Genomic DNA, 23,468 nt, shown 5'->3' with positions numbered 1-23,468 from the left:
ATGACCGGCCTGATCGACATCCACACGCACTACGTGCCGAACGGCTGGCCGGATCTGCGCGCGGACGCCGGGCCCGACGCGCCGTGGCTGCGCGTGGAGACCGAGTCCGAGGCGATGATCATGATGGGGGACAAGGAGTTCCGCCGGATCGGCGCGGACTGCTGGCACGCGGAGACCAGGCTGCTGGACATGGACGCCGACGGCGTGCACGCCCAGGTGGTCTCCCCGACGCCCGCGTTCTTCAACTACGGCCGGACCGGCGAGCAGGCGGCGCGGATCGCGCGGATCTTCAACGACCTGGCACTGGAGATCGTCGCACCGGCGCCGGACCGGCTGATCCCGTTCTGCCAGGTTCCGTTGCAGGACACCGACGCCGCTTGCCGTGAGCTGGAACGCTGCCTGGCCGCGGGGCATCGGGGAGTGGAGATCGGCAACCACGTCGGCGACCGCGATCTGGACAGTGCCGGAGTGGAGACCTTCCTGCAGCACTGCGCGTCGCTCGGGGTCCCGGTTTTCGTGCACCCGTGGGACATGGACGGTTCACCCCGGCTGGACCGGTGGATGGCGCGGTGGCTGACCGCGATGCCCGCGGAAACGCATCTGTCGATCCTGGCGCTGGTGCTCGGCGGCGTCTTCGACCGGATCGACCCGAGCCTGAAGATCTGTTTCGCGCACGGCGGCGGGTCGTTCGCGTTCTGGCTCGGCCGGATGGAGAACGCCTGGCATCGGCGGAACGACGTCATCGGCACCTCGGAGTTCCCGCCGTCGCACTATCTCGACCGGTTCCACGTCGATTCGGTGGTCTTCGACGAGCGGGCGCTGCGGCTGCTCGTGGACACCCTCGGCGCCGAGCGGGTGATGGTCGGCAGCGATTACCCGTACCCGCTCGGCGAACGCCCGGTCGGCGAGGTGGTGCGCAAGAGCGGTTTCCTGACCGAACCCGAGCGGCGGCTGATCACCCGCGAAAACGCCGAGCGGTTCCTGTCCTAATGCGACATTCCGGAGGCGACGTCGGTGAGGCTGCGGATCAGCGCGTCCACCGACGGGCTGAGCGTGCGCCGAGCGGGCAGGGTGAGCCCGACACTGTGCCCGATGGGTTCCAGTGCCAGCGCGATCCTGGTGATCCTCGGGTCGTCCTTGGTGATCAGGCTCGGCAGCGCGGCGATCACGTCGGTTTCCAGCAGCAACTGCCGCACGGTGAGGAACGACGTGGTCTCCACCCGGTTCGCCGGCAGCGGGAAATCGTTGCGAGTGAACAACTGTTCCAGCTCGCGGCGCAGCGCGGTCTCCGCGCCGGGCAGGATCCACGGGTACTCCGCGAGGTCGGCCAGCGCGACCTCGGTCGCGCCCGCCAGCGGATGCGCGGTCCGCACCACCAGATCCACCGACTCGTCGTACAACTTGCGCCGCTCGATCCGCTCGTCCGACGGCGCCGTCAGCCTGCCGATGATCAGGTCGACCCGGCCCGCCTCCAGCTCCACCAGCAGTGCTTCGGGCGAACCCTCCCGGACCACGATCGTCAGGTACGGACGCTCGGTCTTGATCGCCGCGATGGCGCGCGGCAGCAACATGTTCGACCCCGCAAGATGGGTGCCGACCACGACCGTGCCGCGCTCCGCGTCGGCCAGCTCGGCGACGTGCCGCCCGGCCTGTTCGAGCTGGGCGAGCACCGCGCGGGCATGCCCGGTGAACGCCTCGCCGAACACGGTCGGAGTGACACCGCGCGGGCCGCGTTCGAACAACCGGACGTCGAGGATTTCTTCGAGTTCGTGCAGACTTCGGGTCGCCACCGGCTGCGTCACGTGCAACTCGGCGGCGGCCCCGACCACGGTGCCCTGCCTGGCCAGTGCGTCGAGCAGGACGAGATGGCGGAACTTCAGTCGGCCGTCCAGCAGGCGAGGCAAGATCACCGGCCGATCCTACCCGGGAGATGCGTATGACCACGATTGTCCGAACCGGACCGATTCGCTACGCCACGGCGGCCCGGTTCGCGCCGCCGGTCGCCGTTTCGGGGCAGGCACCGTCGAGTGGGGAGATCAGCCCGCAGCCGCCGTCCCGGTTGGACCGCGTGATGGGGCCGCCACACGACCGGCCGCCGCAGGGCGAGGACTGTCTCAACCTGACGATCAGCACCCCGGGCCTGGACGCCGGGCGCAGACCCGTGCTGGTGTGGCTGCACGGCGGCGGATTCTCCAGCGGTGGCGGGTTGCTGGACTGGTACGACGGTGGCGCGCTGGCCGCCGAGGGCGACCTGGTGGTGGTCGGCGTCAACTACCGGCTCGGCGCGCTCGGCTACCTGTACCTGGATGGCGTCAGCCCCGGCAACCTCGGGCTGGCCGACCAGCTGGAGGCGCTGCGCTGGGTACGGGCCAACATCGCGGCCTACGGCGGGGATCCGGACAACGTGACGGTCGCCGGGCAGTCGGCGGGCGGTATCTCCATCCGGCTGCTGATGGACCTGCCCGAGGCACGCGGCCTGTTCCGGCGGGCGATCCTGCAGAGCGCGCCGCTCGGCCTCGCCACCCGGCCCCGCGGGCAGGCGGACAAGCTCGGCCAGGTGTTCGCCGACGCGCTTGGCACCGACCCGCGGACCGCCGGGATCACAGAAATCCTTGCCGCGCAAAGGGAAACCGCGCTGACGAACCTGCGGCTCAGCGGCGACCCGATGGCTCCCGCGTTCGTTCCGGTGGACACCACGGACCGGATGTCCTTCGTGGACAACGTGCGCGGCCTCGATGTGCTGTACGGCTGGAACGCCGACGACATGACCGCGTTCCCCGGCGCCGCCGGGACCGACGAGGTCTACGCCGGCCCGCTGGCCGATTTCGCCGACCGGCTGCGCGGGGCCGGAGCCGGCGTCTGGTCGTATCGCCTGGACTGGCGGCCCGAGGGGTCCGAGTTCGGCGCCACCCACTGCGTGGAGCTGCCGTTGCTGCTCGGCACCCGGCAGGCCTGGCGGGAGAGCCCGATGCTCGGCGAGGTCCCGTGGGCGGAGGTCGACGCCTTCGGGACCGCGCTTCGCGCCGTGTGGGCGACCTTCGCTCGCAGCGGCACCCTCGATCCGGCTCCGGTCGCGGGCCGTCCGATCACGTTCGCCGGTCTTCGGTGACGCCGGTGTTCGCGGGGCGACGGTGGGCTGAAGACTCCCTTCGCCGAGTCTGATGCGGCGAAAGGAGCCTTCGGCCCGGGCGGATACGGACTTGCGATGCTAGGTGACCAGGTCCGGCCGGACTCTCGCGATCTCCTGGGTCAGCTGCCGCACGATGGTGCTGTTCGGCAGTCTCAGTTCCACCTCGGGACCGGGAGTGGACGGGCGCGTGAACAGTTTCGCGTGGCGGCTTTCGAAAAACGGGTCCTTGGTGGTGAACACCAGGGCCGACAGGATGACCTTCGCGTTCGGGTCGCCCTGGGGCCGCGGGCGCGGTTCCTGGCCGCGCACCGCACGCACCTCGTCCCATTCGATCAGATCGGATTTGCGACCGGCTCGCCACCACAGACCACGTTCGTCGGCCGCGAAGCGGATCATGTGGGGGACCGAGCCGATCGCCGTCAGCAGACCGCCCACCGCGAGCGCGCCGAAGATGAAGGCCGCGGGTTCCTCGGGCATCTTGATCCTGCGCGACGACGAGGAGCCCCCGGCTTCCGGGAAGAGGGCGGCCAGTCCGAAGAAGACCAGCATGGCCAGTCCGCCGATGAACAACCATCGACTGGACCGGTACTCGACCACGGGTGTCCCTGGAGCGGGTGACCATGTCTGTTGGGGCACGCCCGGCAGCGTAACCGACGGTGGCCCCGTTGCCCGTATGGGCAGCCCGGCGTACCCGAAGGTCTGCCACTGCGCGGGTGGTCGCCCGGCGTCGCCCCGAGCATCGTGGGATGACCGCCCGTCCGAGGAGGTCCGCGGTGATCCATGAGGTCGACGAGGCGCTGCGGCGGCTGGTACGAGGCGAGACCCGGCGCGGCAGCGAGATCGACGTCGCGTTCGACGCGCCCAACAAGGAATGGGCGTCGCGGCGCAACGCCCCCACGGTGAACGTCTATCTCTACGACGTACGCGAGGACCTTCGACGCCGCTCGCGGGGCCTGCTCAACGAGTACGACCAGCTCGGCAAGGTCTCGGCGCGGCACCTGCCGCCCCGGCACATCAAGCTGTCCTATCTGGTCACCGCGTGGACGCAGCGTCCGGAAGACGAGCACCGCGTGCTGTCCGACCTGCTGCTCGGCCTGCTCGCCCACGACGCCGTCCCGGAGTCGGCGCTCACCGGGTCGCTGGCCGAGATGGGCCTGCCGGTGCCGATGACGGTCGCCTTGCCGCCGCCCGAGGACCGCGCCTTCGCCGACGTCTGGACCGCCTTGGGCGGCGAGCTGAAACCGTCGCTGGACGTCGTCATCTCCGCGCCGGTCCACAGTGGACGCGTGTACCCCGCCGAACGGCCGCCGGAGGAAGGCCTGAAGCTCGACACCGGCGACGACCGGCTGATCGGCCACCAGGTGGTGGAGAGCGGGGCGGTCGAGGGGCAGCGCCGGGTCGCGATGGCGCGCACCCATCGGAAGTCCCGATGAGCCTGGAGTACCTGTTCGAGCGGCTGGCGCGGCTCGAACAGCGGATCCGGGACGCGGTCGACAGCCGCCGGGCCGCCGACCCGAACCCCGACGACCCTTTCCGCGGGCTGTACCTGTCGAACGAGACGATCGACGCGCTGCTGGAGGGCCACCGCGAGCCGTTCCCGCCGTTCACGGACTCCGTGCCGGGCGGCCGCCTGCACCCGCTGGCGGACCGCGCGGGACTCACCGGCGTCGACGTCGAACTGCTGCTCGTCGCGCTCGCGCCCGACCTCGACAGCCGGTTCGAGCAGTTCTACGGCTACCTCAACGACGACGTGACCCGCCGGCGGGCGACGGCGGGCTTGGCCTTGCGCCTCTGCGGTGTCCCCGAGGCGTCGGCCACCGGCCGGGCGCGCCTCGACGCCGACGCCCCGCTGATCACCTGCGGCCTGCTCGCCATGGAAGAGGAGGAACGCCCCTTCCTGTCACGCACGCTCCGGGTGCCCGACCGGGTGGTGAACCACCTCCTGGGCGACGACCGGCTCGCCCCGGAACTCGCCGGGTGCGCACGCCTCGGCACGAAGTCCACCGACGTGGCCGGTGCCGATCGGCTCGCCCGGGCGATCCGAGGGCAGGTCGGGCTGGTCTATCTGAGGGAGCATCCCGGCGGCGGCGCCGAAGAACTCGGGGTCGCGGCGCTGACCGAGGCAGGCTTCCCCGCGCTCGTGGTCGACGCGGCACGATGGCAGGCGGAGTCCCGGCACGGCGAACTCACCGGCTCGCTGGTGCGGGAGGCGTTGCTGCGCGGTGCGGGGCTGGTGCTGGGCCCGGTCGACGACTCGCCGCGCCTGGAGACGCTCGCTCATCCGGCGGTCCCGTTCGTCGTGCACGGCACCGGGGCCTGGGATCCCCGATGGAGCGCGACCCCGCCGCTGCAGCTGGACGCCTTCCCCCTGCCCGCGGCGAGCCGGGTGAATCTTTGGCGCAGCCATCTCGACGGGGTGCTCGCGCCGGATGTCGATCCGGGGGAGGCGACCGCGCATTTCGTGCTGGGACCGGGGCAGATCGCCCGCGCGGCGAAGGCGGCGTCGGTGACGGCGCTCGCCGACGGCGGGCCGGTGCGGACGTCCCATCTGCGCGCGGGCGCGCGGAGCCAGAACGCGGCCGGTCTGCAGCGGCTCGCCCGGCGGATCGAACCCGTGGTCGGCTGGAACGACCTCGTGCTGCCCGCGGGCGTACTGTCCCTTTTGGACGAACTGGCTGCCCGGGCACGCTACCGGGACCAGGTGCTCGACGAGTGGCGGATGCGGCCGGGCGGCGGCCGCGGCCGGGGCGTGACGGGGCTTTTCGCCGGGGATTCGGGGACGGGGAAGACGATGTCGGCCGAGGTCATCGCCGCCTCGCTGGGACTGGATCTCTACACCGTGAACCTGGCGACGGTGGTCGACAAGTACGTCGGCGAGACGGAGAAGAACCTGGAACGGATCTTCACCGAGGCCGCCGGCGTCAACGGCGTGCTGCTGTTCGACGAGGCGGACGCGATCTTCGGCAAACGGTCCGAGGTGCGGGACGCGCACGACCGGTACGCGAACATCGAGAGCGCCTATCTGCTGCAGCGGATGGAAACCTTCGACGGCATCGCCGTGCTGGCGACCAACCTGCGAGCGAACCTCGACGAGGCTTTCACCCGGCGGCTGGACGTGATCGTGGACTTCCCGTTGCCGGACGTCGAACTGCGGCGTCAGCTGTGGGACCGCTGCCTCGGCACCCGGATGCCCCGCGCCGGCGACCTGGACCTCGGGTTCCTCGCCGAGGCCTTCGAGCTGGCAGGCGGGCACATCCGCTCGGCCGCGGTGACCGGCGCGTATCTGGCCGCGGAGGCAGGCCGTCCGGTGGCGATGACGGATCTGGTCGGCGCGGTCGCGAGGGAGTACCGCAAGCTGGGCAGACTCTGCCTGGACCGCGAGTTCGGGCCGTACCTGGCGCTGGTGACCGAGGGCTGACCTGCCCGTTCGGGCAGCCGATGCCGCCCTTCCGGCCGTGCGTCGCAGCCTGGCGCACGGCGCGGTGACGGCGCAAGCTGGACGGGCGGCGTAGCGACCGAGGGAGCGGACCATGCGCGGGCACAGTCACGACAACGACCTTGAACCGAGCCTGCGGCCGAAGGGCGACCGGACAGACCGGGACGAGGGCGGCCTGCTGGGCCGCGCCGCCGCGGCCGGGCGCACCGACGTCCTCGGCCCCGCCGGCCTGCTGGACCTGCAGCGCGCCGTGGGAAACGCGGGTGTGAACACGCTGGTCGAAGAAGAACGTTCGCCGGTGCACGACGTCGTCGGCTCCGGCGGCGGCGCGCCGTTGGACGCCGCGACGCGTGCGGACATGGAAGGCCGCTTCGGGCACGACTTCGGCGACGTCCGGGTGCACACCGACGGCGCCGCGCACGAATCGGCGAAATCCGTCAACGCGCAGGCCTACACGGTGGGGTCGAACATCGTGTTCCAGCGGGACAAGTACGACCCCGGTTCGGATTCGGGCAAGCATATGCTCGCGCACGAGCTGACGCATGTCGTCCAGCAGCGCAGTGGCCCGGTCGACGGCACGGACGCGGGTGGCGGCGTGAAGGTTTCGGATCCCTCGGATCGGTTCGAGCGCGAGGCCGTCGCGAACGCCGACCGGCTGATGTCGGCACCCGCGCCGACCCCCGCCGTCCAGCGGTGTGAGGACGGCGGGCACTCCGCCGAGGATTCTGCCGCTGTCCAGCGTGAGGAAGCTCCTGAAGCCGACGAAGGCGAAGAGGAGAAGATGGCGCAGACGTACGTGCAGCGCGAGGAAGAGACCGAAGAAGAGGCTTAGCGTCCGGACTGGCGGTCATCTGCTACGAATAGGGCGACCTGAAGTCCTCGACGAAGAGTCCGTGGAGCCGGGCCAGATCTCGGGAGCTGTCACACGCCGTGTCGCTGCCGATGTACATGTAGAAGTCGTGTCCGAAGTGGATGAAGAAGGAGTGTGTCTGGATCTTGAACCAGGCGATCTCGCGAAGTGCGATTCGGACAAGGTCCTGAATTCTGTTCACAGGAATTATGGAACCCTCTTCCGGGGGTTGCCATGGAATCTCGGGTAGGCCAAGTGCGGTTAGCTCGGCCTGGTTTGAGGTGGAGACCTCGAAATCGGCGATCGTGACCTGGAAGGCGCTGCTTTCGACCGAAAAAGAAGCGGCGCTCTTGGCATAAGCGGATTCGACTCGCAGGTACTCTTCGACGGTGAGCTTGCCGTCGAAAGACTTTCCGATGTCCCAGACGCTCGTCCACGTGTTCCCTGTGAATCGTCCGGAATCGGAGCGCAGTGCGGGGTCATACTTCGTGATCCGCCATTGATGGTCCGGCATCAGTCGCCGATTTTCTTCAGATTTGCGTCGTAGGTTCCCATGCGAGTCCGTTTCGAACCGAGGTTGATCACGCTGGTGGCCATCTTCCATACCCCTCCGATGTGGGAGTCGACGTCAGGCGTAATATACCGGTTGCTGCCTTGGCGGTAGACAGGGGCGCCGTGTGACTTGTAGTTGGTCGTCTGGAAGCCGAGTGCTTTGGCCATGGAATCCCATTGCTCCCAGCGCCCCTTTTCGTCCTCCGATTTCGGTTTGGGATCGATGTCCTCCTTGTTGAAGTTCTGGCCGTAGCTGGAGATCGCGACGATGACCTCTTCGCATGATCGGCTGAAGCCAGGGTCGTCGACGCCTTTCTTTCGGAACAGCTCCTGGCTTCGGCGAGCCTTGTCGAGTATGTCCTGGAGCGCCGCCAGTTCCGCGACCGGTTTGGGGTCGTCGTTCTTGATGGCGCTCTGGCGGGCGAGTACCTTGGCGATGAGACCGCCTTCGCTGCTCGCCATGGTGACTGCGGCGTCGGGCTTGAAGGTGACAGTGTGGCTGTGGCCGCGCATGGAAAGGGTCTTGACCACAGGAGCGCCCGTGGTTTGAGGTTTGTCCTCCTTCTTGCCCTTCAGCTTCGACCAGATCTTCTTCCCGGCCTTGACGATCGTCCCGACCACCGTGTCGATCACCTTGCCGACCGGGGCCTGGACCTTCTCCAGGATCGACTTGATCTTCTCCGAGATCCCGCCCAGCCCGAGCAGGCTCGCCAGGAACCCGAGCACCATCGGCAGCGCCTTCGCCAGCGTGCGCTCGATCAGCCCCGCCACCGCGCCCGCTCCGCCGCGGGCGATCGACTCGACCGAGTCCAGCACCGACGAGACGAACTCCTTGATCTGCGCGGCCTTGTCGACGAAGAACATGACGATGTCGTAGATCGCCTTGCAGGCCTTGATGAACGCGGCCGCCGGGTTGAGCATCGAGATGATCCAGGTGATCCCCGCTTTGACGATCTTCTCGATCACGAATTCCTTGATCCGGCCCAGCACCAGTTCCTTGAGGTCGCCCAGTTTCTCGACCACCCAGCGCCAGAGCCCCGGCACGCCTTCGGTGATGAGGATCTTGACCACCTCCAACGTCTGCTCCAGCTTGGCGAGCACGGGTTCCGGGATGAAGCGGAGGATCCGCGCGCGAACGCTCGCCCAGGTGAGGCCGAGGAGCGACATGATCATCTTCAGGATGCCCTTGGCGTCCAGCGTTTCCGGGATCTCGATACCCGCGCTGGCCAGGTTTCCGAGCAGCCAGGCCTTCAGGCCGTCCTTGAGATGCTGCACGATGTTCGCGCCGAAGTTCACGACGCCGGTCTTGACCGCGTTGACCAGGTTGCCGAGGAACTCGATCGGTTTGGCGATGATCAGGCCGACCGCGTTCGCCGCCCGCGCCAGCACGCTCAGCAGCATGTCCTTCAGCTTGAGGATCGTGTCGATCGCGCCGCCGATCGCCTCCTTCGCCTTGTCCCACAGGCCTTTGTTCTCCGCCTGCAGCGCCTTGATCTCCTCGTCGACGGCGTTGCGGGCCTCGCTGTACTTCTGTGCCAGGTCCTCGACCAGCGACTGCTGCTTCTCGTCGACGGAGTTCTCGAGTTCGTCGAACTGGCTGCCGAACTCCTTGGCGGCCTCGCCCGCGATCTTGCGCAGGGCGGGGGACTGCGAGTCGACCTTTTGCCGAACTCGCTCGCGGCCTTCGGCGATCAACCGTTTCGCTTCGGTCAGCTGCTGCCCGACGAAATCGGCGATCTCACCGATGACGCCCTGCATCTTCGACTCGTAGACCTTCTTGGCCTCCAGGAAGAGGTTGTTCGCCTCGGCGGGCAGGCCGGCGAACAGATCGTAGCTCCAGCGGGCCGCGCCGGTGACGCCGTCGTAGCGTTCGTCCTTGTACTTCTTCATCCGGGCCTGGTGGTCGGCCGTGAACGCGGCCTTCGCCGCCGCTTCGCCGGTCTCGAACCGTTTGGCCACCTGGTCGTCGAGGGCGCCGAGGACCCCCTCGACCTTCGTCTTCGTCTCTTCGAAGATCGCCTTGATCTCCGCGGTGATCCGCGCCCGGTCCTGCTCGTCCTTGGCCTTCGTGGCCGACTTCGCCGCCTGTCCGCGTTGCCCGGACGACGACCGCGCGCCGGTCATCCCCGCCATCGCGGCCTGCCCGGACGCCTGCGCCGCACCGGTGACGGCGGCCAATCGGCCCGCCTCCGACTCGCGGACCGCCGCGGGCGCCGACGCCGTGTGCTGTTCGCCTTCCTGTTTCGCCGCGAGCGCGCCGGTGAATTCGGGCTCGTTGGACTGCGCCAGCTGCTGGTCGGTGACCCCGGCCTCGGCCATCTTGCCGTGGGTTTCGCATTGGTCGGCGCGAAGGTCGGTTTGGGCGGGCGGGGCCTTGTCCGGAGTGGCCTTGCGGGGGTCCGGCGGGGACAACGCGGGCGGCGGCGGGGTTTCCGGTAGCGGCTTCACCGGCTTTTCCGTGGCCCTGCTGGTGTCCGGCGCTTCCTTGGTGCGGTCGGTGACGTCCTTGGCGGAAGCGTCCTTGCCGCTGGTGACCTTGCCCATCACTTCGGACTTGATCTGGTCCGCCTTGCCGGACGAGGCGAACTTGTCGGCCTCGTCGAGATTCTTCGGCGCCTGTTTGGCGACGGCGGCGTTCACCGCGGCGACGAAGGCGGCCTTGTCGAATCCCGCCGGTTTGGCGGCGGCCATCTTGTCGGCCTGCGCCGCCTTGGCTTGGGCTTCCTTGTCGTCGGCGGGTGCGACGGCGGCGTCCTGCGCCTTCTTGACCTCCGCGGACGCCGGCGGATGTGCCTTGGCCGCCTTCGCCTGCCCACTGACGTCCTTCTTGAGCGAACCGAACTTCGGGTCCGACGCGGGTGTCACGCCGGTCGGCGCGACCGGGGGAGCGGGACAGCTGCTGCGCTGCAAACCGACGAGGCGGGCCACCGCCGCGTTCCCCGCGGCGGCCTGCAACCGCAGCAGCGCGGGCGGGGTGGCCCGGCGCGCGGGCTTGACCGGCCGCGCGGGTTGCGCGGCCGGGGCCTGTGTCGCCTTGTCCCGGCCCGCCGGCATGCCTCCACTTTCGGCTTCGCCGGGCCGGTTGCCAACAGCCGGAGGGGCGGGCACCGCTGCCCGAACGGGCAGCTGCCTTTTCGGGCAGAGATTGGTTCCCGCGGACCTAGCCGCTTGGTCGTTTCGCCGCGAACGCTCACCCAGGAGCATCGCCGATGTCAGCGAGTGCGCCGAAAAGGGGAGGCACGCATGCCCACCTATCTCACGCCGGGTGTGTACGTCGAGGAGATCGAGGCCGGCGCCCGGCCGATCGAGGGTGTGGGCACCGCCGTCGCCGCCTTCGTCGGCTTCGCGGCGGACGGACCCTTCAACACGCCCACCCTGGTGTCCAACTGGACCCAGTTCACCCAGACCTTCGGCGACTTCGTCGAAGGCTGCTATCTGGCCCAGTCGGTCTACGGCTATTTCCTCAACGGCGGCGCCAACTGCTACATCGTCCGTATCGGCGGTCCGCGGGGCCAGGAGAACGGTGAGACGTCGAAGGCGGCGACACGCCAGGCCGTGCTCGGTGGCTACCGATTCGTCGCGAAAGAGCTCACGAGCGGTGGACAACCGGGAGAGCTCACCGTCGAGGTCGCCGAACCGACGGGTGAGAACCCCGGCGACGACCGGTTCACCGTGCTCGTCAAGAAGGACGGCAAGGTCGTCGAGACCCACAACGTGACCACCAAGCGCACCAAGGAGAACGTCGTCACGCTGGTGCGCGAGAAGTCCAGCTTCATCACGATCGAAGAGCTCGCGACCGGTGGCGCGGTGGCGAAGCCGGACCGTGGCACCGCGGTGCTCACCGAGCCGCCGCAGCCGCCGCCGGTCCCGCGTCGCATCGCGGCCGACGACTACGTCGGCGACGTCGCCGATCGCACCGGTTTCGGTGGACTGGAGGCGATCGACGAGATCACCATGGTCGCGGTACCGGATCTGATGGCCGCCCACCAGCGCGACCTGATCGACCTCGACGGGGTCAAGGCCGTGCAGCTGGCGATGATCGCGCACTGCGAGCTGATGGGCGACCGGATGGCGATCGTCGACCCGCCGCCCGGGCTCAACCCGCAGGAGGTCCGCTCCTGGCGGATGGACCAGGCCGGGTACGACTCGAAGTACGCGGCGTTGTACTACCCGTGGGTGCAGGTGCTCGACGCCGCCAGCGGGACCAACACCTACGTGCCGCCGAGCGGGTACATGGCGGGTGTGTGGGCGCGCACCGACGCGACCCGCGGTGTCCACAAGGCACCGGCGAACGAGGTCGTCCGCGGCGTGCTGGCGCTCGAAACGCATCTGACCAAGGCGGAGCAGGAACTGCTCAACCCGATCGGCGTGAACTGCGTGCGCTCCTTCGCGGGCAAGGGGATCCGGATCTGGGGAGCGCGCACGTTGTCGAGCGACCCCGCGTGGCGCTACCTCAACGTGCGGAGGCTGTTCAACTATCTCGAGGAATCGATCCTCAACGGCACCCAGTGGGTCGTGTTCGAGCCGAACGACGACGCGTTGTGGGCCCGCATCCGGCGCACGATCAGCGCTTTCCTGGTGATGGAGTGGCGAAAGGGCGCGCTCTTCGGCCTCACGCCCGACGAGGCCTTCTTCGTGAAATGCGACCGGGAGACGAACCCGGCCGAGGGCATCGACCTCGGCCAGGTGATCTGCGAAGTGGGCATCGCGCCGGTCAAACCGGCGGAGTTCGTGATCTTCCGGCTGGCCCAGATGTCCGGCGGCACCAGCCTGGTCAACGAATAGTGAAAGGGCTCCGAAATGGCACTTCCCGATCTTGACAAGGCCGTCGGCTGCTCCTTCGGGCTCGAGATCGACGGCGTTCAGATCAAGCAGATCTCCGAGGTCTCCGGACTGAAGATGGAGCAGGACGTCATCGAGCTCAAACAGAACACCGTGGACGGCAAGTACGTCATCAAGAAGCTCCCCGGTCGCCCGAAAGCGGGCGAGGTGACGCTGAGCCGCGGTCTGACCGAAGACAACAGCTTCGAGAAATGGGTCAAGGACGCGCACTTCGGCAAAATGGGTTCCGCTCGCAAGGGCGGCGCGATCATCGTCTACGACTACGAAGGCGCCCCGATCAAACGCTACAAGCTCACCAACGCGTGGCCGAAGAGCCTGGAGATCGGCGCGCTGAAGGCGGGCGACACCAGCGTGCTCACCGAAAAGCTCGTCGTCACCTACGAGCAGATGGAAGTCGAGTGAGCCCATGCGCAGGGTGATGGCGTCGGCGCCGGCCGAAGAAGCTCCTGTCGTGCCGGAAGAACAGGCGCGGCCGAAGTTGCGGACCGAGTTCGCGTTCGAACTCCCGCGCGGCTACGTCGACGACGCGGGGAACGTGCATCACTCCGGCGTGATGCGGCTGGCGACCGCGCGGGACGAGCTCGTCCCGTTGCGGGACGACCGGGTGCGCGAGAACTCGGCGTTCCTCACGGTGGTGCTGCTGGCGAGGGTGATCACCCGGATCGGCGACGTCACCGATGTGCACGCCGGCGTCATCGAGAACCTGTTCGCTTCGGATCTGGCGTTCCTGCAGGACATGTACCGGCGGATCAACAGCGAAGGCCATACGCGGGCGGGTGTCGGCTGCCCGGAGTGCGGCCACGAGTTCGTCGTCGACGTCGCCGGCGGCCGCCTGGGGGAATCGTGACGTACGCGGCCGGACGGCTGCACGAGGAAGTCGCGTACGTCGCCTATCACCTGCACTGGTCGCTCGACGACATCCTCGACCTCGAACACCACGACCGGTTGACCTACGTCGCCGAGATCGCCCGGATCAACACTCGGATGAGCGAGGGACGGTGACGCTTCGATGTGGACGTGGCGCAGGAAGGAGCCGGGCACGCCCCCGGACGGGCCGTCACCGGCCACGCTGCCGGTGACCCGTGCCGAGTGGCGAAGCCTGCCGCCCATTCAGCGCGTCGTCGCCGGGCATCCGTTGATCAATCCGGTACAGCGGTTCAGTTCCTCGCTGGCGTCCTGGCGGAGCCCGGCCTACCTGGAGCCGTTGGGCCACCTGGTCGGCCCGGCGGAGCCCTCGGGGGTCATCGACGGTCTCGCGCGGGCGCCGGTGCCACCACCGGACATGCCGGTGGTGCAGCGGTCTGCCCGCAAACGTGGCGTGCTGTCACGCCTTTGGGGAACGTCGGTGCAGCGTGCCGCCGAGCCGGACACCCCGGTAAGTGTCACTACCGAACCGGATGCACCGGTGTCCGCGGTCGCGCACGACGAGCCGGCGCGGGCTTTCGAGCCGACGGCCGCGGTGGAGCCGACGGCCGTGCTCGTGCTGCCGGCCCTCGCGGCGTCGTCGCGTGAAGCCGACCGGCCACCGATGCCGTTGACGTCCGCCGGCCCGTCGGTGGTCTCGGCGCGCCCGCCGGTGCGGACGGTCCAGGCGATCCGCTCGGAGACGCCAGGTGCTCCGCTCCCGGCGCCGGAGCCTGCTTCCGCGCTCGCACCTGGCCCCAGCCCGATGGCGCCGGAGCCCGAACCGGTCGGCGTTGAGAACGTGCCGGTCCCGCTCGCCGCGGAGGTGGCGACCCCTCGGCCGGTCGAGCCTTCGCTACCGGTCGTCCAGCGGACGGAGCAGGCCGAGGCGGCGCCGCGGCGGCTCGGGCTGGGTGCGCCGATCCTGCCGGACCCGGTCCAGGCCGAGGCGCCGGTGGTGTCCGAAGACGACATCGCCGAGGTGGAGGCACCGCTGGCGGGCGACGTCGAGACTTCGGTGCTGCCCACCGTTCCGGCCGGCTCGGTGCCGGACGAGGCGCCGCGGCCGGTGGCCCGGATGGCTGGGGCGGAGTCGAAACCTCCGGCCATGTCGGTGGAGACGCCGTCCGAGTCCCGGGCCTCCCTGCCAGTGGCCGTGCAGAGTTCGGTCGTCGAATCGGCTCGGGGGCTTCCGTCACCGGAACGCCGGGATGTGTCGCGGGCCGGGGGTCCGGCTCGGGAGCCGGTGCAGCGTGTGCAGGATGAGGTGGTGCCGGTTCGGCGGCCGGTGGATCGGTTGCGGGATGCGTCGCTTGGGGATTCGGCGCCGGTGCAGCGTGTGCGGGATGACATGGTGTCGGTTCAGCGGCCGGTGCAGCGCCTGCGGGATGAATCGCCGGTGGAGTCGGCGCCGGTGCAGCGCTTGCGGGACGAGCCGCCTGTGGAGTCGGCGCCGGTACAGGGCTTGCCGGATGAGTCGCCGGGGGAGCGGCCGTCGGTTCGGCGAACCTTGCAGGACGAGCCGCCGTCGGTTCGGCGACGCGTGCAGCGCCTGCGGGACGTGGCGCAGGGAGAGCCGCCATCGGTTCAGCGACCGGTGCGGCGCTCGCGGGATGAATCACCAGGGGGACCGACACCGGTTCAAAGGCCAGTACAGCGCCTGCGAGATGAGCCGCGGCCGGTGCAGCGCCTGCGCGACGAATCGCCACGCGAGCCGCTGGCAACCCTCGAGAACACGCTGCTCCCGGTCTCCCGGGCGGTCGAACCGCCGCCCAGCCTGCCGACGGTCACCTCGTCGCGCTCTTCGCCCGGCACCACCTTCCACTCGCCCGGACCACCACGAATCCGGTCCGGGACAACCGGAATCCCCGGGCCACCCGGAACGCCGGGCGGCTCGGGGAGCGCGCCACCGGCACCGGTGATCTCGACGTCACCACTGCCGGTGGCACGAGTCGTCGACGGCCCGGCCGCGACCTCGTCCGCACCGGTGGTGGCTAACCAGCGTCCGACGCTGACCGCCTTGAGGATCGATCACGGAGTGGCCCCGCTACCGGAACCACCCGTGTCCCGCGTGATCGAGAGCCCGCTGCCGTCCGCCCGGGTCGTGCCAGAGACGCGAACGGCCAAGGCGGTCGTTCAACTGAAATCCCATCAGCCGACGACGACGCTTCCCGTAGCGAGAACCGCCGAACCACGATCCACAATGGACTTCCCGCGGACCGTGCAACGCAGTGTGTCCGGCGAGGCCGCCCCCGACAGCAATGGTCTCGTGCTCAACCTGCCGTCCGTCGTCGTGCCGCGGCAGCCCGAAACCCCGGTCGTCCAGCGCGAGCCGGAAACGCCACCACCGCCGGAGCCCGTCGCACCGCCACCCGCGGCGCCGGTGTCCGCGATGGCGGCACCGGCCGCGCAGCCCGAGACCGAGGAACTCGTCAAGAAGCTCTTCGACCCGCTGCTGCGGCGGCTGAAGACCGAACTCCGTCTCGACCGTGAGCGCCGCGGCGCGCTCACCGATCGCCCGCACTGAAGGAGAAGCCGATGCCGGACGCGGAAGAAGCCGTCGCCGTTTGTTACGTCGTCAAGCTCGACGACAAGAACCTCGGCAACCTCGGCGCATTCAGCAGTTGCGACGGGCTGGGTTGCGAGTTCGTCATGGAGCAGCGGGAAGAGGGCGGAAACAACGGGATGGTCTGGCAGCTTCCGACGCGGATCAAGTACTCCAACATCAAACTGTCCCGCCCGGTCACCGAAGCCAGCTCGCAGATCACGAAGTGGTTCGCCGGTATGGCGGGCGGCATCGAGCGCAAGACCGCGACGATCGAAGCGCGCACCCTCGAAGGCACCGTGATCGCCAGCTGGTCGCTGGAGGGTGTCGTCCCCGTGCGCTGGAGCGGTCCGCAGCTTTCGCCCGATTCGCCGAAGGTCGCCACCGAGACGCTCGAACTGGCCCATCACGGCTTTCTCAGCCCGGCGAAGAAGGGCTAACCATGTCCTCACCCGTCACGTTCACCTCCGCTGGATCCCAGCCGCCCGCGGCGTACGGCTCCGGCGAACCGGCGCCGAACAACCTCCAGCGCGCACTGCTGGAGGTCCGCAAACCCCCGCAGTCCGGCGGCACCGGGCAGCCCGGCGCGAAGCTGTTCGAGATCAAGTTCCAGTTCAACCCCAAGGAACTCTCGCTCACCAAGAACGCCAAATGGGCCCGAGATCCGCAGCGCAACGCGAAGAAGAGCGGACCGCCCGAGTTCAAGGGCTCGGACCCGTGCAAGCTCGCGCTGGAGATGTTCCTCGACGCCACCGACAAGATGGACGACGCCGTCGTCAAGAAGGTCGAGCAGCTCTTCACCTGCTGTGTCGCCACGGAGGAAAGCCGCCAGCACGGCAAGGGTTCGCCGCCGTGGGTGATCTTCAAATGGGGCGGCATGACCGGCTTCCCCGCGTACGTCGCCAGTGTGACCGCGAAGTACACGCTGTTCACGCCGTCGGGCACCCCGGTGCGCGCGGTCTGCACGGTGAACCTTGAAGAGATCTCCGGCGAACTGAGCGGGCAGAACCCCACCTCGGGTGCGCTGGCGGCACGGGACACCCACGTGTTCGTCGCCGGTGATTCCCTGCAGGCGGTGGCGTTCCGTGCCTACGGCGACGCGGGGAAGTGGCGCGAGATCGCCGACGCCAACGACATCGACGACCCGATGCGGCTGCGGCCCGGCACCCGGTTGCTCGTGCCGGCGCTGGAGGAACTCGATGGCTAACGAGAGTTTCGCGAACAACCTCGTCGTCGAGGTCGCCGGGGGCCCGCTTCCCGACGACGTGAAGACGCTGCTCTCCTACGCCTACGTCGACGACAGCCGGAACCTGCCGGACATGTTCGTCCTGCGGTTCCGCGACTCCGGGCACGTGGTGCTGGACAAGGGGAAGTTCACCGTCGGCGCGCCGATCAAGCTGAAGGTGCAGACCTCCGATCCCGAAGCCCCGCAGGAACTGCTTTCCGGCGAGGTCACCGCGGTCGCGATCGACCTCGACCGGATCGGCACCTTCACCGAAGTCCGCGGCTACGACCACGCGCACCGGCTGTTCCGTGGCCGCCGGGTCGCGGTCTATCCGGGGATGAGCCTCGCGGACGTCGTCACCAAGGTGACGCAGCGCGCCGGGCTGAAGGTCGGCAAGATCGATCCGGTACCCGGGGTCGGCGGCCGTCCGCATACGCAATTCAGCCAGGACAACGTCAGCGACTGGGATTTCCTGTCCCGGCTGGCGGAGTCGGTCGGCGCCCAGATCGTCGTGCGCGAGGGCGCGCTGAACTTCCGCCTCACGGAGAAGCCGTCGGCCGCACCCGCCACCACCGCGAAGGCCAACACCGATCCGTTGGTGCTGGAGGCACACCGGACGCTGGTCAGCCTGCGCGCCAGTGTCACCGCGGCCGAGCAGGTGCCCGAGGTCGAGGCCCGCGGCTGGGACATCACCAGGAAGCAGCCCCTGTCGGCAACCGAGAAACCGAAGAACGCGGGAACCGAGGTCGAAGGTGTCGACCCGGTCTCGCTCGCGAAAAAGTTCGCCAGCCCCAAGTACGTCTCGGCGGATACGCCGCGGCGGACCCAGGCCGAGACCAAGGCGGCGGCGGTCGCGCTGTCCGAACGGCTCGGCGGCGCCTGCACCGAACTCGACGGGGTGGCCAAGGGCAACCCGAAGCTCCGGGCGGGCGCGGCGGTGACGCTGACCGGGGTCGGCAAACCGTTCGCCGGCAAGTACACGCTCACCAGCACCCGGCACCTGTTCAACGCGGAAGTCGGCTACACCACCGAGTTCGCCGTCTCCGGCAGGCAGGAACGTTCTCTCTACGGGCTGGTCGCCGGTGGCTCCAGGACGTCGGCTTGGCCAGGAGTGGTGCCCGCGGTGGTCAGCGACGCCAAGGATCCGGCGGGGCTCGGCCGGGTCAAGCTGACCTTTCCCTGGCTGGATCAGAACTTCACCAGCAACTGGGCGCGCACGGTGCAACCCGGTGCCGGGAACGGGCGGGGCGCGATGGTGATGTCCGAGGTCGGCGACGAAGTGCTCGTCGGCTTCGAGCAAGGCGATTTCGAGGCGCCGTACGTGCTCGGCGGGTTGTATAACGGCGTAGACGCGGTGCCGAAGTTCACCGCGTCGCCGATCGACGGCAACAGCGGTGAGATCGCCGTGCGGGGTTTCGTCTCCCGCAAGGGGCACAAGCTCGAATTCGCCGAACAGGACGGCATCGTCGTCGCGTCCGGGGACGGGAAGCTCGTGGTCAAGCTCGACCAGAAGAACCAGATGATCGAGGTGACCAGCGGCAAGGGCGTCACGGTGAAGGCGCGGAACGGGGTGAGCATCGACGCGGGCAGCGGTCCGCTGGAGCTCAAGGGCCAGAAGGTGTCCGTGCAGTCGGCGACCGAGGCGACCGTCGAGGCGCGCAGCAGCCTGAAGCTTTCGGGCACGGCTGGTGTGACCGTCGAAGGCGCGACGGTTTCGGTCAAGGGGCAGGGCCAGGCGGAGCTGAGCGCGAGCGGTGTCGTGACCGTGCGCGGCGGCGTGGTCAAGATCAACTGAGGGGAGTGGGCATGCCACCAGCCGCGAGGGTCGGCGACCCGACCGGGCATCCGGGCGTCATCGTCGGGCCCGGTGTGCCGACCGTGCTCATCGGCGGGGTGCCCGCCGCCACCGTCGGCACGCCGCACACCTGCTCGTTCCCGCCGCCCGCGGTGCATCCGCCGACGCCGATCGCGCCGCCGGGCTGCCCGACGGTGCTGATCGGCGGCCTGCCCGCGGCCCGCATGGGTGACATGGCCGCCTGTGGCGCGCCGATCGTCCTGGGCTGCCCGACCGTCCTGATCGGAGGGTGACATGGATTTCCTGGGCAGGGGGCTGGCTTTCCCGGTGCGCACCGACGCGACGGGGTCGATCGCCCTGGTCGGCGGGGAGCGCGAGGTCGTCGAGAGCATCCGGTTGATCCTGGCCACCGCCCCCGGCGAGCGGCCGATGCGGCCCGAGTTCGGCTGCGCGGTGCACGATCTCGTGTTCGCGCCCGCGGACTCGGCCACCGCCGGGCAGATCGCCTACGAGGTGCGCACCGCGCTGGAGCGGTGGGAGCCGCGGATCACGCTCACCGACGTCGTGGTCGGCTTCTCCGAGGCCGAGCGCGGCACGTTGCTGATCGACATCAAATACCACCTGCGCGGGACCAACGATCCGCGCAATCTGGTGTTCCCGTTCTACGTCATCCCACCGCACGAGTCCACTGAGGACGGTGCGTGATGTCACTGCCCATGCCCAACCTCGACGACCGTCGCTTCCAGGACCTGGTCGACGAAGCCAAGTACCTCGTCCAGCGCAACTGTCCGGAATGGACGGATCACAACGTCTCCGACCCCGGCGTGACGTTGATCGAGACCTTCGCGCAGATGGTCGACCAGGTGCTCTACCGGCTCAACCGGGTGCCGGACCTGCACTACCTGCGGTTCCTCGATCTCATCGGCGTGCGGTTGTTCGCGCCGACCGCCGCGCGTACCGACGTGACGTTCTGGCTTTCCGCGGCACGCGACGTCCCGGTGGTCGTCTCCGCGGGGAAACAGGTCGCGAGTGTGCGCGACGAGGTCGAGGATCCCGTCGTGTTCACCGTCGAGCGCACGCTGACGATCGTGCCGTGCTCGCTCACGGGCCTGGCCACCGGTGACGCGGACCCCGGTGTGCCGCCGGTCGACCGCACCGACGGGCTGCTGGTCGGCGGCGAACCCGCGTGTTTCGCCGAAAACCCCGCGCCCGGCGACGCCGTCTACTTCGGACTGTCGGACGCCGTGCCCGGCTGCGCGGTGCTGCTGCGGATGGACTGCGAGGTCGAGGGGCAGGGCGTCGATCCGCACGACCCGCCGTGGGTGTGGGAGGCCTGGGACGGGCACGGCTGGGCCGACGGCGAGATCGACCGGGACAGCACCGGCGCGTTCAACCGGCCCGGGGACGTCGTGCTGCACGTGCCGCCGGGGCATACGGCGTCGGTGCTCGCCGGGCGGCACGCGGGCTGGATTCGTTGCCGCTTGACGGAACCGAAGCAGAACCAGCCGTTCTTCCAGCGGTCGCCGCGGCTGCGCTCGGTCGAGGTGTCGACCATCGGCGGCACGGTCGGCGCGGTGCACGCCGAGATCGTGCACGGCGAGATCGTCGGCACCTCCGACGGTCTGCCCGGGCAGCGGTTCCCGCTCGGCAGGCGTCCGGTGGTCGCCGGCGGGGACGAGCTGATCGTGGAGGTGTCCGGTCCCGACGGCTGGCAGGAATGGACCGAGGTGTCCTCGTTCGCCGAGTCGGGCCCGGACGACCGGCACGTCCAGCTCGACCGGGTCGCCGGTGAGATCGCGTTCGGTCCCGCCGTGCGCCAGCCCGAGGGCGGCGTCCGGTACTACGGCGCCGTTCCGGCCAAGGCCGCCGCGATCCGGGTGCCGTCGTACCGGGCGGGAGGCGGCCGGCGCGGGAACGTCGCCCGTGAAGTGCTGGAGGTGCAACGGGATCCGATCCCGTTCGTCAGCAGCGTGGTGAACCGGCGGCCGGCGACCGGCGGGGTGGACGGCGAGTCGGTGCGGGACGCGGCGGTCCGCGGCCCGCTGCTGCTGCGCACCCGCGACCGCGCCGTCACCGCCGAGGACTACGAACAGCTCGCCCGCGAAGCGGCACCCGAGGCGGCGAGGGTGCGCTGTGTACCTGCGCACGGCCCTGACGGCCGCGAGACCGGCGCGATCCGCGTCCTCGTCGTGCCCGCCGTCCCCGACACCGGCGAGCTGAAGTTCGCGACGCTGATGCTCGACCCCGGGATGCGGACCCGGATCGAGCGTTATCTGGACGAACGCCGCTGTGTCGGCGCCCTCGTGTCCGTGGAAGCGCCGTTCTACCACGGGGTCACGGTCGTCGCCCGGCTGCGGTCGCGCCGCCGGACCAGCCCCGGCACCCTCGGCCCGCGGGCGACGCAGGCGCTCTACGACTACTTCAACCCGCTCACCGGCGGGCCGGACGGCGACGGCTGGCCGTTCGGGCGTCCGGTGCAGTCCGGTGAGGTTTTCGCGGTGCTGCAACGGCTTCCTGGGGTCGAGATGGTGGAGGACGTACGCCTGTTCGCGGCCAACCCGGTCACGCGGGAACGCGGTGAGCAGGTCGACCGGCTCGACCTGCCGCCCCACGCGCTCGCGTTCTCGTTCGGGCACCAGGTCCGGGTCCGGGAGAGTGACCGATGAGAGCGGCCGTGCCCGGGCTGCCGAGCCCGCATCCGATCGGCGAGCAACTGCCCTCGGTCTACGCCGAGGACCGGTTCGTCCAGGGCTTCACCGGTGCGCTCGACGAAGTGCTCGCACCGGTTTTCGTGACGCTGGACAACTTTTCCGGTTACCTCGACCCGAATCTGGCACCGGAGGATTTCGTCGGCTGGCTGGCGCATTGGGTGGCGCTGCGGGTCGACGAAGGCTGGAGCCCGGTCCGGCTGCGCGAACTCGTGACCCGGTCGGTCGAACTGCATCGGTGGCGCGGCACACAGCGCGGGCTCGCCGAGCACGTGCGGCTGCTGACCGGTGGCGCGGTCGAGGTGACCGACAGCGGCGGTGTCGTGGCGTCGCCGGAGCCCGGAGCGCCGCTCCCGGATCCGGGGCCGCCGTGGGTCCACGTACGCGTGCGGGTGCCCGATCGGAGCCGGATCGACGAACGGCGGCTGACGGCGACGGTCGTGGACGCGGTGCCCGCCCACGTGCGCGTCACGGTGGAAGTGGTGGAGGGGTAGCGGATGGTCATCTACCGGGAATGCGGGCATCAGGGGCCTGCCGACGTCGAGTTCTGCGGCGAATGCGGGCGGTACCTGAAATGGGACGACGAGGAATCCGTCGCGGTGAGCCGGCCGGTCGCCCAGCACCAGGTCGTGCAGCCCGCCGAACCGCTCGCGCCGGTCCGGCAGCCGCAGCAGCGGACGGTCGAGGAGCAGGTCCTCAACCCGGGGGACCTGATCTGTGGCAGATGCGGCAAGGGCAACGTGCCCACTCGCAACTTCTGCGGCCGCTGCGGCGCGTCGCTGGCCGAATCGGAGGTCGTGAAGACGTCGTGGTGGCGGCGACTGTTCCGCTGCGGCCCCCGGGAACACAAGGCGGGGGAGCGGCCGGGGAAGGACGGTGTCCGCCGTCGCGTGGGCCGCGCCGGTGCCGCGCGCCGCCAGGTGGGTAAGGCCGTCCGGCGGGTGATCGCGGTGATGCTGGTGCTCTCGGCGCTGATCTACGCGCTGTACCAACCGTTCCGGGGAGCGATCAACACCGCCGCGGTCGGCCTGTGGAGTCAGGTGACGGGGATCTTCGAGACGAAGCTGAACCCGGTACGCCCGAGCAAGGTGACCGCGAGCGCGCAGTCGCCCGGCCATCCGGGGAGCCTGGTCAGCGACAACGCGAAGAACACCTTCTGGGCGGCTGCCGGCCAGGGCGAACCCGTACTGGTGTTCACCTTCGACCGTCCAGTGGATCTGCGGAAGGCGATCGTGCACTCCGGCAACGGCGCGAACTTCCAGGCCGCGCACCGGCCGAAGACCCTGCATCTCGTGTTCTCCACCGGCAAGACCTACGACATGGTGCTGGCCGATACGCCGGACGCCCAGGAGATCCCGATCGAGAACAGCGCGGGTGCGACGGGTGTCGAGCTGCACGTGGTCGGGCTGCATCGCTCGCTGGACGGCATGGACGTGGCGATCTCCGAGATCGAGCTGTTCGAGGCCGGCTGAGGAAGGACTG

General features: G+C 69.5%; 22 protein-coding genes. 18 read left to right on the top strand and 4 right to left on the bottom strand.

What is annotated here, in order from left to right; all coding sequences use genetic code 11:
• Positions 1–990, top strand: a complete 990-nt coding sequence (locus AVR91_RS32355; protein ID WP_063274563.1) for an amidohydrolase family protein — start codon at positions 1–3, stop codon at positions 988–990.
• Here the strand turns inward: AVR91_RS32355 and AVR91_RS32350 are convergent.
• On the bottom strand, positions 987–1,910 hold the full coding sequence (locus tag AVR91_RS32350) for a LysR substrate-binding domain-containing protein (protein ID WP_063274562.1): 924 nt from the start codon (positions 1,908–1,910) through the stop codon (positions 987–989). The two genes, AVR91_RS32355 and AVR91_RS32350, sit on opposite strands and share 4 nt — an antisense overlap.
• Positions 1,911–1,936: 26 nt before the next feature.
• Between AVR91_RS32350 and AVR91_RS32345 the strand changes: the two genes are divergently transcribed.
• Complete coding sequence (locus AVR91_RS32345) at positions 1,937–3,109, top strand: carboxylesterase family protein (protein WP_211282799.1); 1,173 nt, start codon at positions 1,937–1,939, stop codon at positions 3,107–3,109.
• 99 nt (positions 3,110–3,208) lie between these two features.
• On the opposite strand, the gene AVR91_RS32340 is transcribed toward AVR91_RS32345, so the two are convergent.
• Positions 3,209–3,766, bottom strand: a complete 558-nt coding sequence (locus tag AVR91_RS32340) for a hypothetical protein (protein ID WP_063274560.1) — start codon at positions 3,764–3,766, stop codon at positions 3,209–3,211.
• A 137-nt stretch (positions 3,767–3,903) separates the two neighbouring features.
• Here AVR91_RS32340 and AVR91_RS32335 point away from each other — a divergent pair, with 137 nt between their 5' ends.
• The 3 genes from AVR91_RS32335 (at position 3,904) to AVR91_RS32325 (ending at position 7,398) form a co-directional block, all read left to right on the top strand.
• Complete coding sequence (locus tag AVR91_RS32335) at positions 3,904–4,563, top strand: DUF4255 domain-containing protein (RefSeq protein ID WP_063274559.1); 660 nt, start codon at positions 3,904–3,906, stop codon at positions 4,561–4,563.
• On the top strand, positions 4,560–6,548 hold the full coding sequence (locus tag AVR91_RS32330; protein ID WP_063274558.1) for an ATP-binding protein: 1,989 nt from the start codon (positions 4,560–4,562) through the stop codon (positions 6,546–6,548). The genes AVR91_RS32335 and AVR91_RS32330 overlap by 4 nt, the downstream gene beginning before the upstream one ends.
• Before the next feature lie 112 nt (positions 6,549–6,660).
• Positions 6,661–7,398 (top strand): eCIS core domain-containing protein, encoded by a 738-nt coding sequence (locus AVR91_RS32325; RefSeq protein WP_063274557.1) that lies wholly within the window; start codon positions 6,661–6,663, stop codon positions 7,396–7,398.
• Between the two features lie 22 nt (positions 7,399–7,420).
• Here the strand turns inward: AVR91_RS32325 and AVR91_RS32320 are convergent, their stop codons facing one another.
• Both AVR91_RS32320 and AVR91_RS32315 read right to left on the bottom strand, forming a co-directional pair.
• The gene (locus AVR91_RS32320) at positions 7,421–7,930 is read right to left on the bottom strand and encodes a hypothetical protein (protein WP_063274556.1); all 510 of its coding nucleotides are present in this window, start codon (positions 7,928–7,930) and stop codon (positions 7,421–7,423) included.
• Positions 7,930–11,022 (bottom strand): toxin C-terminal domain-containing protein, encoded by a 3,093-nt coding sequence (locus tag AVR91_RS32315; protein ID WP_063274555.1) that lies wholly within the window; start codon positions 11,020–11,022, stop codon positions 7,930–7,932. The genes AVR91_RS32320 and AVR91_RS32315 overlap by 1 nt, the downstream gene beginning before the upstream one ends.
• 189 nt (positions 11,023–11,211) lie before the next feature.
• Here AVR91_RS32315 and AVR91_RS32310 point away from each other — a divergent pair, with 189 nt between their 5' ends.
• The 13 genes from AVR91_RS32310 to AVR91_RS32255 are packed head-to-tail and all read left to right on the top strand — an operon-like array spanning position 11,212 to position 23,458.
• On the top strand, positions 11,212–12,753 hold the full coding sequence (locus AVR91_RS32310) for a phage tail sheath family protein (RefSeq protein ID WP_063274554.1): 1,542 nt from the start codon (positions 11,212–11,214) through the stop codon (positions 12,751–12,753).
• Positions 12,754–12,768: 15 nt separating this feature from the next.
• Positions 12,769–13,212 carry a phage tail protein gene (locus AVR91_RS32305; RefSeq protein ID WP_063274553.1) on the top strand — a complete coding sequence of 148 codons (444 nt, stop codon included), beginning with the start codon at positions 12,769–12,771 and terminating at the stop codon, positions 13,210–13,212.
• A 4-nt stretch (positions 13,213–13,216) separates the two neighbouring features.
• Positions 13,217–13,657, top strand: coding sequence for a hypothetical protein (locus AVR91_RS32300; RefSeq protein ID WP_063274552.1), 441 nt, complete (start codon positions 13,217–13,219; stop codon positions 13,655–13,657).
• On the top strand, positions 13,654–13,812 hold the full coding sequence (locus tag AVR91_RS42950) for a DUF6760 family protein (RefSeq protein ID WP_016333592.1): 159 nt from the start codon (positions 13,654–13,656) through the stop codon (positions 13,810–13,812). The genes AVR91_RS32300 and AVR91_RS42950 overlap by 4 nt, the downstream gene beginning before the upstream one ends.
• A gap of 7 nt (positions 13,813–13,819) precedes the next feature.
• Positions 13,820–16,240, top strand: coding sequence for a hypothetical protein (locus AVR91_RS32295; protein ID WP_063274551.1), 2,421 nt, complete (start codon positions 13,820–13,822; stop codon positions 16,238–16,240).
• Positions 16,241–16,251: 11 nt separating this feature from the next.
• The gene (locus tag AVR91_RS32290; RefSeq protein ID WP_063274550.1) at positions 16,252–16,698 is read left to right on the top strand and encodes a phage tail protein; all 447 of its coding nucleotides are present in this window, start codon (positions 16,252–16,254) and stop codon (positions 16,696–16,698) included.
• A 2-nt stretch (positions 16,699–16,700) separates the two neighbouring features.
• A complete protein-coding gene (locus AVR91_RS32285) occupies positions 16,701–17,465 on the top strand; it encodes a CIS tube protein (protein ID WP_063274549.1) in 765 nt (254 codons plus the stop codon).
• Positions 17,458–19,278 (top strand): VgrG-related protein, encoded by a 1,821-nt coding sequence (locus AVR91_RS32280; RefSeq protein WP_063274548.1) that lies wholly within the window; start codon positions 17,458–17,460, stop codon positions 19,276–19,278. Before AVR91_RS32285 ends, AVR91_RS32280 begins: the two co-directional genes overlap by 8 nt.
• An 11-nt stretch (positions 19,279–19,289) precedes the next feature.
• A complete protein-coding gene (locus AVR91_RS32275) occupies positions 19,290–19,571 on the top strand; it encodes a PAAR domain-containing protein (protein WP_063274547.1) in 282 nt (93 codons plus the stop codon).
• 1 nt (position 19,572) lies between these two features.
• Positions 19,573–19,983, top strand: coding sequence for a GPW/gp25 family protein (locus AVR91_RS32270; RefSeq protein ID WP_016333598.1), 411 nt, complete (start codon positions 19,573–19,575; stop codon positions 19,981–19,983).
• Positions 19,983–21,944: a putative baseplate assembly protein gene (locus tag AVR91_RS32265; protein ID WP_063274546.1), complete on the top strand. Its 1,962-nt coding sequence runs from the start codon at positions 19,983–19,985 to the stop codon at positions 21,942–21,944. The genes AVR91_RS32270 and AVR91_RS32265 overlap by 1 nt, the downstream gene beginning before the upstream one ends.
• The gene (locus AVR91_RS32260) at positions 21,941–22,480 is read left to right on the top strand and encodes a phage tail protein (RefSeq protein ID WP_063274545.1); all 540 of its coding nucleotides are present in this window, start codon (positions 21,941–21,943) and stop codon (positions 22,478–22,480) included. The genes AVR91_RS32265 and AVR91_RS32260 overlap by 4 nt, the downstream gene beginning before the upstream one ends.
• Before the next feature lie 3 nt (positions 22,481–22,483).
• Positions 22,484–23,458: an NADase-type glycan-binding domain-containing protein gene (locus AVR91_RS32255; protein WP_063274544.1), complete on the top strand. Its 975-nt coding sequence runs from the start codon at positions 22,484–22,486 to the stop codon at positions 23,456–23,458.
• Positions 23,459–23,468 lie beyond the last annotated feature (10 nt).

The organism is Amycolatopsis keratiniphila subsp. keratiniphila (assembly GCF_001620365.2).
Taxonomy (GTDB): Bacteria; Actinomycetota; Actinomycetes; order Mycobacteriales; family Pseudonocardiaceae; genus Amycolatopsis; species Amycolatopsis keratiniphila.
This window is presented reverse-complemented; position numbering and strand designations above follow the sequence as displayed.